This is a genomic window from Alteromonas sp. C1M14 (assembly GCF_018860965.1).
GTDB lineage: Bacteria > Pseudomonadota > Gammaproteobacteria > Enterobacterales > Alteromonadaceae > Alteromonas.
Genome location: NZ_JAHKQF010000015.1, coordinates 638,397 through 654,481 on the forward strand (window position 1 = coordinate 638,397; position 16,085 = coordinate 654,481).

The 16,085-nt window shown below is 43.8% G+C and carries 12 protein-coding genes; 5 read left to right on the top strand and 7 right to left on the bottom strand.

The features are described from left to right. Positions 1-90: 90 nt before the first annotated feature. From KO501_RS15140 to KO501_RS15155, 4 genes are all read right to left on the bottom strand, one after another. The gene (locus KO501_RS15140; RefSeq protein ID WP_216030499.1) at positions 91-2,760 is read right to left on the bottom strand and encodes a TonB-dependent receptor; all 2,670 of its coding nucleotides are present in this window, start codon (positions 2,758-2,760) and stop codon (positions 91-93) included. Positions 2,761-3,123: 363 nt separating this feature from the next. Then, entirely contained in the window at positions 3,124-4,140 is a 1,017-nt protein-coding gene (locus KO501_RS15145; protein ID WP_216030648.1) for a LacI family DNA-binding transcriptional regulator, read from the bottom strand. A gap of 284 nt (positions 4,141-4,424) precedes the next feature. Next, on the bottom strand, positions 4,425-5,396 hold the full coding sequence (locus KO501_RS15150; RefSeq protein WP_216030500.1) for a glycoside hydrolase family 130 protein: 972 nt from the start codon (positions 5,394-5,396) through the stop codon (positions 4,425-4,427). A gap of 16 nt (positions 5,397-5,412) precedes the next feature. After that, positions 5,413-6,690: an MFS transporter gene (locus tag KO501_RS15155; RefSeq protein WP_216030501.1), complete on the bottom strand. Its 1,278-nt coding sequence runs from the start codon at positions 6,688-6,690 to the stop codon at positions 5,413-5,415. An 802-nt stretch (positions 6,691-7,492) separates the two neighbouring features. Here KO501_RS15155 and KO501_RS15160 point away from each other — a divergent pair. Beyond that, positions 7,493-8,263 (top strand): sugar phosphate isomerase/epimerase, encoded by a 771-nt coding sequence (locus tag KO501_RS15160; protein ID WP_216030502.1) that lies wholly within the window; start codon positions 7,493-7,495, stop codon positions 8,261-8,263. Between the two features lie 18 nt (positions 8,264-8,281). Here KO501_RS15160 and KO501_RS15165 read toward each other — a convergent pair whose 3' ends face one another. Beyond that, on the bottom strand, positions 8,282-8,863 hold the full coding sequence (locus KO501_RS15165) for a DUF1826 domain-containing protein (RefSeq protein WP_216030503.1): 582 nt from the start codon (positions 8,861-8,863) through the stop codon (positions 8,282-8,284). 159 nt (positions 8,864-9,022) lie between these two features. Beyond that, positions 9,023-9,622: a TetR/AcrR family transcriptional regulator gene (locus KO501_RS15170; protein ID WP_216030504.1), complete on the bottom strand. Its 600-nt coding sequence runs from the start codon at positions 9,620-9,622 to the stop codon at positions 9,023-9,025. A gap of 141 nt (positions 9,623-9,763) precedes the next feature. Between KO501_RS15170 and KO501_RS15175 the strand changes: the two genes are divergently transcribed. Genes KO501_RS15175 through KO501_RS15185 form a run of 3 tightly spaced genes read left to right on the top strand, consistent with a single transcriptional unit; the run spans position 9,764 to position 13,931 of the window. Then, positions 9,764-11,203: an efflux transporter outer membrane subunit gene (locus KO501_RS15175; protein WP_216030505.1), complete on the top strand. Its 1,440-nt coding sequence runs from the start codon at positions 9,764-9,766 to the stop codon at positions 11,201-11,203. Then, a complete protein-coding gene (locus tag KO501_RS15180; RefSeq protein WP_216030506.1) occupies positions 11,200-12,396 on the top strand; it encodes an HlyD family efflux transporter periplasmic adaptor subunit in 1,197 nt (398 codons plus the stop codon). Before KO501_RS15175 ends, KO501_RS15180 begins: the two co-directional genes overlap by 4 nt. A gap of 11 nt (positions 12,397-12,407) precedes the next feature. Further along, positions 12,408-13,931, top strand: a complete 1,524-nt coding sequence (locus KO501_RS15185) for a DHA2 family efflux MFS transporter permease subunit (protein WP_216030507.1) — start codon at positions 12,408-12,410, stop codon at positions 13,929-13,931. Positions 13,932-14,002: 71 nt separating this feature from the next. On the opposite strand, the gene KO501_RS15190 is transcribed toward KO501_RS15185, so the two are convergent. Continuing rightward, positions 14,003-14,692, bottom strand: a complete 690-nt coding sequence (locus KO501_RS15190; protein WP_216030508.1) for a sulfotransferase family 2 domain-containing protein — start codon at positions 14,690-14,692, stop codon at positions 14,003-14,005. Positions 14,693-15,076: 384 nt separating this feature from the next. On the opposite strand from KO501_RS15190, the gene KO501_RS15195 reads away from it, so the two are divergent. Beyond that, entirely contained in the window at positions 15,077-15,979 is a 903-nt protein-coding gene (locus KO501_RS15195) for a hypothetical protein (protein ID WP_216030509.1), read from the top strand. The last annotated feature ends 106 nt before the right edge of the window (positions 15,980-16,085 follow it).

Consider the following 16,085-nt stretch of genomic DNA (forward strand, 5'->3'; position numbering starts at 1 on the left):
TACCTAGTTATTGGTGTGAAAACTGCGGATAAAAAAAGCCCAACGTGGGTTGGGCTTTTTTAGTCATCAATTATTTTTTACACGGTATTACTAGTACTTGTAGCTTACACCGAATTTCATTGTGCGCTCACCCATAAAGGACCATGCTGGGTAGCCTTCTTTAAGGGCATCTTTCACCGAGGTGTCCATATCTGCGGCACCATATTGCACGTCGTCTTCTTCTAGAATATTGGCTACTTCTAATGTGAATTTGAAGTTATCAGTGGCATTCCATGCAAAGCTCGCATCAAGGGTGCCGTAGTCGTCATGCATACGGTTTCCGTACCAACCTGTTTCACGAACCATATATTTTGAACGGTAGTTATAAGCCGTTCTTGCCGAGAACTGCTCATTTTCCCAATAAACAACAAGGTTTCCTGTGTGCTTAGATGAGTTGGTAAATACGGGTATTTCATCGGTGAAACTTTCTTTTGGCGCTTTGGCGTCAGCATAGGTGTAGTTAATTATCGTACCAAACCCATTTTCAAACGCATGCTGAATCTGAAACTCTGCACCGTATATATCGCCACTACCAGCATTAACATATTGGTTTACTGTCCAGCTATCTGCATCAATGTCAGGGCTGACAACACCAATCGACTGAGACACTTCCGTCTGAGAAACAATAAAGTTAGATACATGCTTGGTGAAAAGGCCCACCGACATTAAGTTACCTTGACCATAGTAGTATTCAAATGCGACGTCCGCTTGCGTACTTTTTTGCGGCTCAAGACCAGGATCACCAAAGGTGACTTCTTCGTTTCCTGATATATTGTCGTTATACCCTTCCATAGAAGCGAGGAACATACTTTCATAGTTCGCTCTTGTAATTGCTTGGGAAGCCGAGACTCGAATTATGATATTTTCGTCTAATTCGTACTTCAAATTAAAACTAGGTAAAAAGTCATCATAAGAGGAAGACTCAGAGGTAAGATCATATCCCCAGCCATCATTGTTGGAAACATCGTCGGCTGTGATCTCTGTGCCATCTAGACTATAACCGCTGGCTGACGCCTTAGTGCGAATATACCTAAGGCCTATGTCACCACTAAAATTATCCCCTTCAATGATTAACATGCCGTAAACCGAAAAATTATCTTCTTCAATCAATCCGTAATTGGAGCGCTCTTCTACCCAGCCGGCAACGTTATCTATGGTATTTGACACCATGGCAGAAATATTCGGGCGAGGGAATGACCAACCATTTTCACCCATTTCGATGGTACCGCTATAAAGGTCTGCCGTATCCACATAAACGATGTCATCATCATCGACCCAGGTTGCGCGATACTTTTTCTGCTCTAATTCATGGCTGGTTGCCCGGACACCGGTTTTAAAAGAGGAGAAGATGCCACGGTCAATATAGTACTCAAGATCTAGCTGAGCGTAAGTTTCTTCATCGGTATTAGGCCCTTTGGTGGTCGCCCATGCACCAGATGCAGTAGTTTCAGTAGGTAGGTTATCTAACGATACGCTTTGATCAGAAGTGGGGTTGATATCAATTTTATGCCCTGTGGCATCAATGGTTCCCGTCCAAGTGGGTAAACTGGCACCTTCAGTAGAGGCGTCATAAGAATAGTTAGTGGTTAAATCGGTTCCGCCATCAGCCTGCGTATTACCCACCACAGCCGTTAACTCGTAATTATCTCCGGTATATTTAAAGTCCAAAGTAACGCTATCGGAACTCATGGAAGCTGCACGTGCCCAGGTTTGCACAAACGCATCGGTGGCATTATCCGCTGATGTGTCACTGGCAATACAAACGCCGTCCGGGTTGTAGTCAGAGGTAACCTCGTTACGAAGCGTACAATTATCTTCATGGAAAATGTAATGGCTGGTGTTTGAGTTATCAGCATCCAATGTCATACTCAACCAATGAAAACCAATTTCCAGTGCATCAGTAGGTCGATACTGAGCTGAGATATCAAAAGCAGTACGCTTTCTTTCCTGTACAAAAGTAGTTGGAGAAACATCACTGGACCAGCGAGTATCGGCTTCTGTACCCCGACGGATATAATCTCCATCGGTAAATGCCCCGGCCACAAGCACCCCAAAGTTATTGTCGTCATTTTTCCAACTGTACAAGCCAGAGTATTCTTGACCGTCATCACTGACTGTACCGACAGAATATTTCGAGCCTAAGTAGAGAGTATTGGCATCTAAAGATAACGGCTTTCTGGTGTTTACGATAACCGTGCCGCCAATGCCTCCTTCGGGTAAATCGGCGCGAGACGTTTTATACACTTCCATACCACTGATCAATTCAGAGGGCAGCATTGAATAGTTAAACGAGCGATCCACAGCCACCTGGTCATACCAACCGGTTGACGCCACAGACTGACCGTTCAAGGTAGTGTACGTCATTTGTGGGTCCGTACCTCTAATAGACACTGAGGCGCCTTGGCCAAATGCGCGATCCACACTGACACCAGGAATTCGTCCAAGAGACTCACCCACATCAGAATCTGGTAGTTTACCCAAATCTTCCGCTGAGATGGCATCCAGTATACCTACCGAGGAACGCTTGGTTTCCACCGCTTTTTCTAATGCACCGCGCACACCCGTCACCTGGATGACCTCAGTACCATCGTTCGCCGCACCAGCCTCTTGACCGAATGCATAGGGAGTAGTTCCTGACAATGCTGCAAGGATAGAGACAACAGTTGGAGACAACGCGAATCGCTTAGGTTCGTTTGTGTGATTTTTTAGCCATGAACTCATATCAATTTCTCTCTGAATATTCTACTTATGTAGTGGTATTACTCGAATTCCACATCGACACTTATTGGTTTGCAAGCCGCTGGCAACGTTGTCATTTTAAACGAATAAAAAATGGTGTAACGCGAAAAATATTATTATGTTATTGGCCTGCTATTGTCTAAATTATTACCATGGGACAACGTTGTCAATGCACATTTAACATTTTTGTAAAATTTTTATATTTTACTGTCAGATTGCTACTTTTTTATGACGCCGTGTTGGCAGCTTTTTGTAACCAGATATCGTTTTCTAAAAGGTGGAACTTGAGCCCTAAAATTACCCTGTAAGACATTGTAATAACTGGTAAAAATAAAATCTATCTAGTTAAAATTCGGTGGTGGAATCTCTTACCAGAAGTTCTGGACAAAACACCTGATTATCCTGTGGTTTTTGCGTCGGGGACTTTATTTCTTTGATCAGCATTTTTGTGGCAATTTTAGCGATATCCACATTATGTTGCTTTGCTGTTGTCAGGTATGGCCATGTTTGACGGGAATAGGGACTATCTTCAAAGCCGGCAATACTTAATGTTGTGGGCACATCAATGCCTGCAGCACGAGCCGCAAACAAGCATCCTGCCGCAATTTCATCGTTACAGGCAAATATCGCCGAAGGTAATGCGGAACCTCTAGCGAGTAATTGATTTGTACGTAAAACCCCTGAATCAAAACTAAAATTGCCCGATAAGATGTTTTCGTCTTTCACATTAAGTCCCCTATTCGCTAATGCCTGTAAAAAGCCATTTAAACGCTCAGTATTACTTTTGTGTTGGGCATCTCCGCACATAAACACCAAATCTTTATGGCCAAGTTCAATAAGGTGAGTCGAGATTTCATAAGCGGCTTGCCTATCATCAATTAGCACAAAAGGCCCAAATTCATCGGGAGGGGCAGAACCTGAAACAATTCGCACAAACTTGATCTGTTTTTTAGCTAATTTTTTAACTAAGGCAATGTTGTCAGACACCGGAGGGGTAAGAATAAGGCCGCCCACCGTTGAACGAGAAATCATTTCAATGATTTCATCTTCCAGCGAGACATGGTCACTTTCACAGGGATGGATAAGCAATTCGTAACCGGAAGCTTGGCATTCTTTAAAAATCCCCTTTTGCATATCGATAACATAATTACTGTTCGGATTATCATATAAAAAACCGATAGACGATGTGCTTCCCCGCAACCCTCTGGCACTCAAGTTGGGCTTGTAATTCAGTTCTTGAATGGCTTGCCTAACTTTGACTTGCAACGCTTCGCTAACGGTACTCTCATTATTGATAACGCGACTTACCGTTTTAAAAGACACCCCGGCGACTTTCGCCACATCTTTAATGGTTGCATTCATTGTCATTATTTACACAGCACGTGAGTTTTAACCAAATATTTACCTTAGTTTACGAAAAAGAGCAGGTTTTGGCGAACCAAACAAAATCATCATGAAGATATGGGTGCCAGCAAAGGCCGAGAAAAGATGAGGTAACGGAATAATTTAAGGCGCAGCAAGGAACAAAAAAACAGGTAAAATGTGCCAGCGGGCATTGCTGACACATTTTTCAACGAATATTCGATTTATGACGACACGCAGATACGCCACTTATCGTGTATTAGCATGAAGGCTTTGTAAAACCCTTAGAGTGAATTATTTTTAACAAAAGCAATAATTTCACTGATATGGCCAAATGCGATCCCGACTACAGTATCCGCGGCACCGTAATACACTGCAATCTTGTCATCGTCAGAATGTAACGATGCACAAGGGAAGATAACATTCGGTACATCACCGTTTTGCTCATAGGAGGTCGCAGGGGCTAATAAATAAGGCTGAGTTCGGTATAGCACCTTATCTGGCTGTTCTAAATCAAGAAGGGCAGCCCCCATGGAATAACGCAAGCCACTACAGGTTTTAATTACGCCATGATAGAACATCAACCAACCTTCATCGGTTTTCACCGGCACACCGCCCGCCCCGACTTTGAGACACTGCCAAGCACTATCTTCAAAGGGGGTTGTTTTCATCACACAACGGTGTTCGCCCCAATACTTCATATCCGGGCTATAACTTAAGTAAATGTCACCAAAAGGCGTGTGTCCGTTATCACTTGGACGACTTAACATGCAGTACTTACCATTAATCTTTTCAGGAAATAAAACACCATTACGATTAAAGGGTAAAAATGCATTTTCACATTGGTGAAAGGTTTTAAAGTCAAAGGTATAAGCCATACCAATGGTGGGACCATGATAACCGTTACACCATGTGATCCAATAGCGGTCTTCGATAAAGGCGACTCTGGGATCATATTTGTAGTCCGACTCTATCATGGTGGTATTTCCGGCCTCCATGACGATTGGCTCATGCTCGATATCCCAGTTGATCCCATCCTTACTAAAACCAGCAAAAATGTTCATTTGAACGGCTTTGTTATCACATCTGAAAACACCAGCAAAACCATCACCGAAAGGGACAACCGCACTATTGAAAATACTGTTAGAACTGGGTATTGCATATCGATCAATGATGGGATTATTGGAATATCGCCACATCACATCATTGCAATCAGCTGGTTTGTCTTCCCATGGGATAACACTACTTTTAGACATTAAAAAATTCTCCAGTCTATTTTGCTAAACTATTATTGAAGGGCACATACTTTGCGACTAATAAAGAAGGAACAGTGGCAATTAGCACCCAGATAAAAAACTTTTCATAACCCAACCAATCACTGAGCACACCACTCATCATAGATGGCAGCATAAACCCTAGATTCATGATCCCAGTGGCAAATGCATAATGTGCAGTACGGTATTTACCCGGCGCTATTTGCTGCATCATAAATAAGATTAAGGCAACAAAACCAAAGCCGTAGCCAAAGTATTCAAAGACCACGGCCAGTGAAATAACCCACAGTTGATCAGGTTGAAACATGGCGAGAAGGGTATAAACGGCAAACGGTATGTTAAACACCAAAGCTAAGCGAAAAAGACTCTGTTTCAGGCCTTTAGACGAGATATAGTAACCCCCTAACAGAGAGCCTATAACGAAAGCGCCAGCGCCAAAAGTACCGTAAATCACCCCGATTTCGGAGGTGTCTAAACCCAAGCCTCCTTGTTCTGTGCTCGCTTTAAAAAACAAGGGGGCAATTTTTATGGCAAACCCTTCGGCAAACCGATAAAGCATGATAAAAACAACATACCAAATCACGTACTTCTTACTAAAAAAGGTTTTGATCACGTCAACCAGTACAGTAAGGCCTTCTTTTAATGACTTAACATTGGTATTCGCCTTTCCTTTGGGAAGAAATTTTATGTGGTAAATCCCCATTACCAGCATACAAATACCATAGGCTGACATAACCATTGACCAGGCGGAAATCACACCGATGGTTTTCTCTAACTCGCCAGCGACATAGACAAACGCGCCACCGGAGACGATTTTAGCAATGTTGTACGCGGCTCCTTGCCAACCGATATATTTTGCTTGTTCTTCTGAACTAAGCACATTGATATACACGCCATCAGCCGCTATATCATGGGTCGCACCACTAAGGGCAACCAGGCCTAACAGCGCAATAGAATATTGAAAGAAGTTATCTAATGGCAGCGTGAAAGCAACCAACACGAAGGTAATGCCCGTAAAAAGTTGCGTTGCAATAACGAAATACTTTTGCGTTCGAAACATCTCTAATAGCGGGCTCCACAGCGGCTTTAGTGTCCATGGCAGCATGATAAGACTGGTCCACAACGCGATTTGGGTATCGCTAACGCCGAGATTTTTATACATAAGCGCCGACGCCTGTGCGATTACCACAAAGGGCAGTCCCATGGCGAAATACATACTGGGGATCCAGCTTCCCGGATGAATACTCTCGCGACTGTTATTTTCGTTATTATTCAATTTGCTTACTCACCGTTGATATAGCCAATAGCGCGCTCTATGCGACATTACTGCTATAACACCATAGAAATTTTGCGGTGTTATATCACAGAGCTGAAAAAAGTCTTTAACAAAATGTAATCGATAACATTTCTATCCAGAGTAGTGCTTTAATCCTGTGGCTGTCAACAGAGTTTCATCTACAAAATATCAATGATGATACTAATTATTGAAAAATAAACGCTTTTAAAGTTAATACCAATTTTACTCGAACACAAAAAGTAGGCGGCGAGACCGTATTTATCACAAAAGGTCAACTCACTACTATCACTCTCTACGGGCTAATTTTTATCGGTATGGTCGTGAAATTTGCCTCATCGCCCACCACCAACGGGTAAGGAAAGCCGCTCGGAAAATTTTATAAACACATGTTTTATAATGACATTGAATAATATTTCAGCATTAGTTGTAAAAATATACTCATGAAATAAAAGCATGTGCCTCTAAGTCAGGCTCATGCTTTACACTTAGCCTCTAAGACACAATAAAAAATATATTTATTCCTTTACATTCATACTGATAGATAAAAATCGTGAATAATGGCTCTGGTAGACAACCAAGATGAAATCGATTACATTGCGTACTCTCATTACCTTTAATCCGTTCGTCATTCCCCGTTGTTCTACCACTTTACGATGGCGCCTTGGGTTGAGTTGGCATCTGTAGAGCACAAACAATTAACAATTTGCACTGTTGTTTCAGCGTAACAAGGAAATAAAATTTGATGACACGCCACCATAAATCTTGCCATGTTAGCCCTAAAATGAGCGTTCAGCTTTGGTCTGTTAATGATGCTTTACAAGAGGATTTTGAAGGTACGCTTACCAAGCTTGCTCAAATGGGCTTTGATGGCGTGGAATTGGCTGGTAGGTTTGGGCCTTTCGCTGACGACCCCTGCGCTCTTAAACGTTGCCTGAACAACTTGGGTTTAGAAGTAAGTGGTGCCCATGTGGCAATCGAAACCCTCGATGAAGAGAACCAAGAAGCGACCGTGAGGTTTTATCAGCAACTTGGGGTTGATTTGCTTATTATTCCTTACGATGAAAGGGCTTGGCATCCCCAACAAGTTAATCACTTTATTGACGATCTCAACAGGCTATCCACCCAATTGGCTCGCCATAACATGGGCATTGGGTTTCATAATCATGACAAGGAGTTTGGTGCATATAAAAATGCAACGTATTGGGACTATATTGCCGAAAACACCCACCAACAGGTTGCACTTCAGCAAGATGTTGGTTGGATAACCTATGCCGGTCATAACCCAACGCTCTACGTAAATCGGTATGCCGATAGATTACCTAGCATACATTTTAAAGCATGTGCGCTTGAAAACGCCGCCGCTCACATACCGCTCATTGGACAAGACTCCGTTGACTGGGCCCCGCTTATTGCGACCACCACATCCCTAGCTACAGTTCCTTGGGTAGTACTTGAACAGGAAGTTTATCCTTGTGGACTCACATCAATGCAAGCGGTGTCAGCATCTAAAAAAGGCTTAGATGAACTATTGTCTCAAGCGCTTGCTCAATAATACGGGTGTGCCAAGCCTTTAGATAGGATCCATGGTTAACAAGACGCGCCATTGATCATGTGCGAGGGCGCAGGAGCGATGCACTGCGCCTTGATGATTTTCATCCCACGCACTCCCTTTGAACAAGGCCACATCGCGGGTAGCTAACTGCACAATATGTTCATCTTTAATACGTTTTAACGACTTCGACAGTGGCTCGTCTGGGGAGATGCACTCGTTTGGGATCCACTCGGTTGCCGGCCCCATATAGGTAGATATTAGCCGAACGGGGATATTGTCCCTATGAAACTTAGGACACATAGCCTGATTAAGAGCAGCCAGTCGTAGGCCCACTTCCTGACAATCAAACAAGCATGTCAACATATCGGCAAGTAAATAAATATCATCAATAGCCTGGGATTTCCCAATGCCTTCCGGTAGCTGTTCGTGCAAATTTTCTTTTAACGTAGACAGCGAAAAAACGCTTCGAATACCTATTTTCAACGCCGGTGCGGCGTTGTTAAAATACGCGCTTACCACAGAATGTTCAGGCCTTTGCCAGCAAGCAACGCTGACGGATTCTTTAAATACCTCACTAAACACCAGAGGGGAAGAATGCATGACGTAGGAAGCACTTGACGCTATAGAGAGTGGTTGCATGGAAAATTATCGACATCAATATTATATTGTTATACTATAACATATCATCAAACGGGCGCATTTCAAGTGCAAACTGCTCCTGTTATAAGCAATACCTCGATGTATTAATAGGTCGGTTATTTATGCCTGATAGCTGGCCAAAAAAGCATCCACGGCACGTTTTACCACGTCATCAATTAGCCCTTGCTCGACATTGTCGATACATCCCATTTGGTAAGGTTCATGTAACTCGGCATAGAGCAATGCTTTAAAATGCTTTGCGGCAACATCGGTATCGCAAGGTTTCAGTCGCCCTTCCGAAACTTCATGATCGAAAAATTCCGCAATGCGCTTAATTACCAGTCCCGGTCCATTCTCGTAAAAATGCTGACCGATATTTGATCGTTGGCTTTCTGCTAGCACCATTCGGCGAGCGGCAATCACATTTGGCGCTAAGGTTATGCGCAGGTACTCGCCACCAAACTGGGTTAATAACCTAGACAGCGGTTTTCCCTCATCTTGTCTTAATATAAGAAATATAGGACCAAAATCCGTTTCTACCGTATTTTGCACAACCGCAAAAAAAATCTCTTCTTTGGATTTAAAATAATTGTATAAGGTCGCTTTAGAGCCGCCGAACTCTTTGGCAATCATGTCCATTGAAGCCACTTCAAACCCGTACTGGCGAAATACATATTTCGCAGCTTCTACAATAGCGTGACGTCGCGCTTCAGTTTTCACTCTCATCTCTTATATTCGTCCTTATACATATTGAATGTTGACTTCATGAGTATAACCCACTATAAATAAACCGTACAGTTCAGTTATGTAAAAAAGAGGTTTATTTTGTTTCATCAATGTAAGCTGAATTTCGGACAATATATGCATACATCAACGGTGTTTTTCCCCCTGATATGTCTGCTTTTATTAAATGGGTGTGCAACACCACAAAGTCAGGAATTAGCCGTCCCCAAAGCGATTCAGGAATATCAGTATCAACAGGCCCTCGTGGACATAAAAGCCATGGATTGGCCAAGCCAGCAATGGTGGGTGTCATTACACGATCCCCAGCTCAATCGTCTTATTGAGGAAGGTTTATCTGATGCTCCAGGCATTGCCGCTGCTCAAGCTCGACTGCAAAAGACCCTTGGTGTAACACATCAACTACAAGGCAGCGAAGCGCTACAAGTAAGTGGTGAAGCCTCTGTTTATGAAGCCAAAGCAAGTTATAGCTACACCACTTATGTGCCTGAATCAGCCTATAACTGGAATGATTTCGCCACCGTCGGTTTAAACTTCTCTTACGACTTAGATTTCTGGGGAAAAAACCACAAACGGGTAGAGGCTGCGGTCAGTGAAACCGCCGCTAAAGAAGCTGAACTGGCATCTGCCCGCTTACAAATATCCACATCCATCGCCAAGGCCTATGCTGAACTGACTAGGCTTTATTACAACCTCGATACGGCTAAAGAGGTTGTGGAAATGCGCACTAAAACAACGGAGTTACTTTCAAAACGTTTTGATAATGGTTTGGAAAACAAGGGCGCTGTTAATCAGGCTTCATCTCTACAAGCCAGCGCCGAAGCTGATCGACTGGCTATTGAAGAAACAATTGCACTTCAAAAAAATGTCATCGCTGCATTGGTCGGCGCAGGACCAGACAGAGGCTTAGTTATTACTAGACCCATCGTGGCACTGACGCAACCTTTAGGTCTTCCCAAGGATGTCGGCGTAGGACTTATAGGTCATAGACCAGACATCACCGCCTCTCGTTGGCAAGTCGAAGCCGCCGCTAAACAAATCGGCGTTGCCCAAGATAACTTTTATCCGGATGTGAGTATCAACGCCTTTATTGGTTATCAGTCTTTCGGCATCGACAACCTTGTCAGTTCTGATACGTCTGCCGGAAATATTGGCCCCGCCATCTACTTGCCTATTTTTAATGGTGGTCAATTGCAAGGCCAGCTAACAGTGGCTGAAGCGGAATATGAGTTAGCGGTAAGTAATTACAATCAAAACGTAACAAACGCATTAAAAGAAGTGGCGGACGTGGTCACCAGCGATCAACGTTTGCAGCAGCGTATTGATGAAACCAAGCGCGCACTTTCCCACGCACGTGAGGCACAAACCATTGCAACTAATCGTTATAAAGGCGGTTTAGCCACTTACTTAGACGTGTTGACTGCCGAAAATGCCGTCCTTAGCAATCAACGTGCACTCGTCAATTTACAGTCTCGCTCGTTAGCGTTACATGTCCAACTTATCCATGCCCTTGGTGGCGGTTTTGCAACACAGTCAAGCGCAAATAAAGGTTTATCATGAGTACTCAAACCCAATCAACTGAACAATACGATCAGCAACAAGCCTCCAATTCACGCAAAAAAGGCTTTACTCGCCTAGGCCTCGCAATCATTTTGGCAGCAATAGGTTACTGTGTTTATTGGTATTTTGTTAGCTCGCACTATATTTCAACGGAAAACGCCTATGTTAACGCCTCGAGTGCCATCGTTACTCCTGCGGTTAGCGGAATTGTTACCCAAGCGGATATCTATGACACCCAACAGGTAAAAAAAGGCGATGTACTAGTTCGCTTGGATGACACAGATGCAAGAATTGCTGTGCAACAAGCAGAAGCCGACTTAGCGTTGGCGAAAATTCGCGTACAAAGTTATATGGCGAACGACGAAGGCTTTACCGCGCTAGTAAATGCACGAATTGCAGATGAAAACAGAGTTGCCGCGGAATTAGCATCGGCGACAGCCAGTTTTGAGCGCGCAAAAATCGACCTTACTCGCCGGGAAAACTTAGTAGAATCGGGCTCAGTATCTGGTCAGGAAGTGACAGACGCACGCTCAGTATTTGCACAAGCTCAGGCTAACCTTAACGCAGCAAAAGCCGCAGCAGCGCAAGCTAAAGCCAATCGTCTATCCACTATCGGTCAGAAAAAGGCGAATAAAGCCAAGATCCTTCATACCGGGGTTGATGATAATCCAGAAGTCTTAGCCGCCGAAGCCGCGCTGGAACAGGCCAAAGTAAACCTAGCCCGTACCGTGATCCACGCGCCAATATCCGGCGTGATCGCAAAAAGTGATATTGAGGTAGGCCGACGTATTCAAGCTGGCGCTAACCTTATGACCATTGTTCCGTTAGACAAAATCTACGTAAACGCCAACTTCAAAGAAGTGGAACTAACGGATGTGAAAGTGGGTCAACCGGTCACGCTCACCGCCGATTTATATGGCGATGATATTGTTTACCACGGTGTGGTAGCCGGAATTTCACCAGGAACCGGCTCTGCCTTCTCGATTATTCCCGCACAAAATGCCACCGGCAATTGGATTAAAGTGGTGCAACGGCTGCCGGTACGGGTAGAACTGGCGCCCAGTGAACTTGAGTCTCACCCATTGCAAGTTGGGTTATCAATGAAAGCCACCATTGATACCGACGCAGATATCGATACTCAAAAAATTGCCCAGTATCGTCAACAAAGCCAACAACCTAGTCGCAAAGGGTAATAGGACGTCGAATGAATTCGTCTACGGAACAAGTCCAGCCCCTTACCGGCTTTGCCCTTTTTATTGGGGCAATTTGTCTAGCCATGGCTAATTTTCTTGCTATTTTAGATACCACCATTGCTAACGTTTCTATCGCCAACATAGCGGGAAGCTTAGGGGTTTCCACCAGCCAAGGCACCTATGTCATCACCTCTTATGCGGTCGCTGAAGCTATTTCAGTGCCACTTACCGGATGGTTGTCCCGTCGCTTTGGGTCCATCCGGGTATTCGTTACCTGCTTAACCTTATTTGGGGTGTTGTCGATTCTTTGTGGAATGGCCACCAGTATGGGCATGCTCGTTATATTTCGTGTTTTGCTTGGACTATCCGGTGGCCCGCTTATGCCTTTATCACAAACTCTGATGATACGTATCTTTCCAAAGGATAAAAGCCACGCCGCCATTGGCATATGGAGTATGACTACATTAATCGCTCCCATAATGGGCCCCATCTTAGGAGGCTATTTGTGTGACGAATACAGTTGGCACTATATATTTATCAGCAAAGCGCCCTTCGCCATTGTGGCGGCTTTTTTCTGCTGGCGTTTACTTAAACAATTTGAAACGCCGTTGGTAAAAAGTGCCATCGACAAAGTGGGGTTGTTCTTACTGGTCGCTTGGGTAGCCGCGCTGCAATTAATGCTTGATGAAGGTAAAGATCTCGACTGGTTTGAATCTACGCGCATTCAAGTGTTAGCCGTTGTCGCTGTCATCGGGTTTATTGCCTTTTTAATTTGGGAGCTTACTGAACGAAATCCCGTGGTGGATTTGAAGATTTTCCGCCACCGCGGCTACAGCGTAAGCATGATAACCTTGTCTTTCGCCTTTGGCGCGTTCTTTGCCATCTCCATCATCACACCGCTTTGGCTACAGGGCTACATGGGTTACACCGCGACAGTTTCGGGGCTAACCACCGCTCACATGGGCATGGTGGCAGTCTTTCTTGCCCCTATTATTGCCAATATGGCCAGTAAACGAGACCCAAGACCCCTGGTTTTTTTCGGTATTATTTGGCTAGGACTGTGGACCTGGTATCGAAGCTTTGGCTCATTAGACATGACTTATGACCAAATCAGCTGGCCCATGCTGATTCAAGGCATAGGGATGCCTTTCTTCTTTGTGCCACTAACGGCAATTGCTCTAGGATGTGTAAACGAAGATGAAATGGAATCTGCTGCGGGTCTAATGAACTTTATCCGTACATTATCTGGTGCTATCGCCACCTCCGTCATGACCACTTATTGGACGAATGAAACTCGCCATGTTCACGCCGAATTAGTTGGGGTAACCCATCAATCTGATACCCTTAATCAGTCGCTGCAGGCGGCCGGCGGCGCAGGTGAGCAAAGCCGTGCTTTATTCGATTTAATGCTGCAAAATCAGAGCGGTATGATTGCTACCAATCAAACCTTCATGATGTTATCTGCTGTGTTTATCGTGGCTGGAAGCCTTATTTGGTTAGCACCTAAAGTGAAAAAGACCTCAACAGAGGTCTAGTCATTAACGGTGTAGTATCGGTCAGGTAACCTCCTATACATTATTAGCATGTATAGGAGGGACAATACATTCTATTCGCCAAACACGTAACCAAAATGCCCAATGTCTTTAGCATACAATCGGTTTACATGAGCAAGCAGTTCGTCATCAAAATATTCGGTATAGTGTTTTTTCACCCGATCCTGTTGACGGCGAAATAAGTGCCTGAATTTTCGCAACATCACCCTGCGGGAGCAGCACGAATTATTTTTGTGGGGTAGCGTGGCATCATCAATGCCCAGCCTGTCGCACACTAATGAAAACCCCTTTTGTAGATCCTCAAACCGGCCGATGAAATCGACGTTTTGATTTCCTTGTGAATCGAACAAATAATCGTATTGGGGAATCACGTGGCGATAGGCATCGCAAACGGGATCCGGTTTTGGAAATCCGTGCAATACAAACTCTTTCAGTGACATCTTGCTGTCGATTTTCTTATGCAAATACTCTGACACTAATCGTTGCCATGGGTTGCGGACAAAAGCAAAAGTAAAGTAATCATCATAGGTTTCTGCATCAAGATGACCACAGGAAACATACTCGTCGCTACGTAAATGGGCCAGCCTTTGCGGGCCTTTTGAGGGATCGTCATTTTTGCCTAACAGCAACTCTTGGCAATATTTACTGTTTAATTGATGCTTTTCTTTGAAAAATTGCTCAATACTTTGTCCCGCCGTCTTAGGTACATGAACAAATACACACTTAAATTTGTGAGAAATCATAAAGAGAAATTTACCTTTGCAAAAATTGATAAATAGTATTGGTGAATATTACCGGCTTAGTTTTACTAAATATTAAGTAAAACAAGATTTTAATAGACGATTAAAGGAATGGCGATTTACTGGATGCGCCCAATAAATGGTGAATGTAAGCCGCATTCCATGTTCCAATGACGAACAACAAGCCTGCTATCTATGACTCTGTAATGTGTGTTAGTGCCATGATTTACGCAATCTTTTCAAAATCTATAGCCCTAGAATTCTAAGCCAAGTTTACGTCAATAAACTTAAAACAACGTAAAGTATCCGTAAAAGAACAAACCTCTTTGTTGTGAATCAGTCAGAATAAAAAGTAACCACTATCACAACAACACTATGACTAATTCAATGACCCAAAATCCTGCAGTTATCTGTTTAACCAGCTTATCCCATTCTGGCTCTACGGTTTTTTCCATGGCCCTAGCCTGTCATCAAAATACCGTATCTTTAGGCGAGGTTTATCAGGTGCTCCGCGAAGGGCCTGAATATTGGCTAAATGCCAACGACAAAATATGCAGTTGTGGGCAACCTGCTGCAAAGTGTGATTATTGGGGGCCGGCGCTACGCAAGCTCATTGAACAAAAAGTGACATCACCAAGTACTGACGGTTATTTTGAACAGGCCTATCACTTGTTGCTCGATGAATTTCGTCATCTTTATTCACCGCAAATGCAAGCTATAGATACCTCTAAAGGGGTGAAACACCTGAAACTACTTGCAGATAGCGGCAACATCGATACCCGTGTGGTATTTCTGATTCGAGACGTGCGTTCTTACTCTTGTTCACAAACCCGCTTAGCACGTTCAGAAAACAGAAAGGGTTTCAAAAAAGTGAAGGGGCACCATTGGTATCAAATGCTGCGTTGGTTAATCGACAACAAAAAACGAGAATCTCTTTTGTCTTCGTTAGCCCTGCCCTACACCACCACAGGATACGAACCTTTCTGTTTTGAAAAAGAAAGCGTATTAGCCGACACATTCGCATTTTTGGACTTACCAAGTCGTAGTAGTTCAGCCAACTTAGCCGAATCTAAACATCATGTATTGTTTGGCAATCCCATGCGCAACTGCGAATCCCGTAAACAAAAAGTGCACTATGACAGCCGCTGGTTTAATGAAACAGGCTACCTAACCCCAGCCGCCATGTTCCCTTTTGTTATGCAATACAATAAAGCAAAGGTATACCGTGCTCACGAGCCAATAAATAACGATGTCACAGCACTCTTTCCCGAGTTCGGTGCGCACTCTTAAAGAGTGGTACTAACACCAGCCAATTAAGGGTAAATAAAAGCTACGGTATATCTGCTGCAAATCTGCACATTCACTTCATATTTAGGGCATAAGCTAGGACTTTATG

Excerpts from the sequence above, each read along its gene's own strand:
- KO501_RS15140 (WP_216030499.1), bottom strand. The coding sequence starts at position 2,760 with ATGAGTTCATGGCTAAAAAATCACACAAACGAACCTAAGCGATTCGCG.
- KO501_RS15145 (WP_216030648.1), bottom strand. The coding sequence starts at position 4,140 with ATGAATGCAACCATTAAAGATGTGGCGAAAGTCGCCGGGGTGTCTTTT.
- KO501_RS15150 (WP_216030500.1), bottom strand. The coding sequence starts at position 5,396 with ATGTCTAAAAGTAGTGTTATCCCATGGGAAGACAAACCAGCTGATTGC.
- KO501_RS15160 (WP_216030502.1), top strand. The coding sequence starts at position 7,493 with ATGAGCGTTCAGCTTTGGTCTGTTAATGATGCTTTACAAGAGGATTTT.
- KO501_RS15165 (WP_216030503.1), bottom strand. The coding sequence starts at position 8,863 with ATGCATTCTTCCCCTCTGGTGTTTAGTGAGGTATTTAAAGAATCCGTC.
- KO501_RS15175 (WP_216030505.1), top strand. The coding sequence starts at position 9,764 with ATGCATACATCAACGGTGTTTTTCCCCCTGATATGTCTGCTTTTATTA.
- KO501_RS15180 (WP_216030506.1), top strand. The coding sequence starts at position 11,200 with ATGAGTACTCAAACCCAATCAACTGAACAATACGATCAGCAACAAGCC.
- KO501_RS15185 (WP_216030507.1), top strand. The coding sequence starts at position 12,408 with ATGAATTCGTCTACGGAACAAGTCCAGCCCCTTACCGGCTTTGCCCTT.
- KO501_RS15190 (WP_216030508.1), bottom strand. The coding sequence starts at position 14,692 with ATGATTTCTCACAAATTTAAGTGTGTATTTGTTCATGTACCTAAGACG.
- KO501_RS15195 (WP_216030509.1), top strand. The coding sequence starts at position 15,077 with ATGACCCAAAATCCTGCAGTTATCTGTTTAACCAGCTTATCCCATTCT.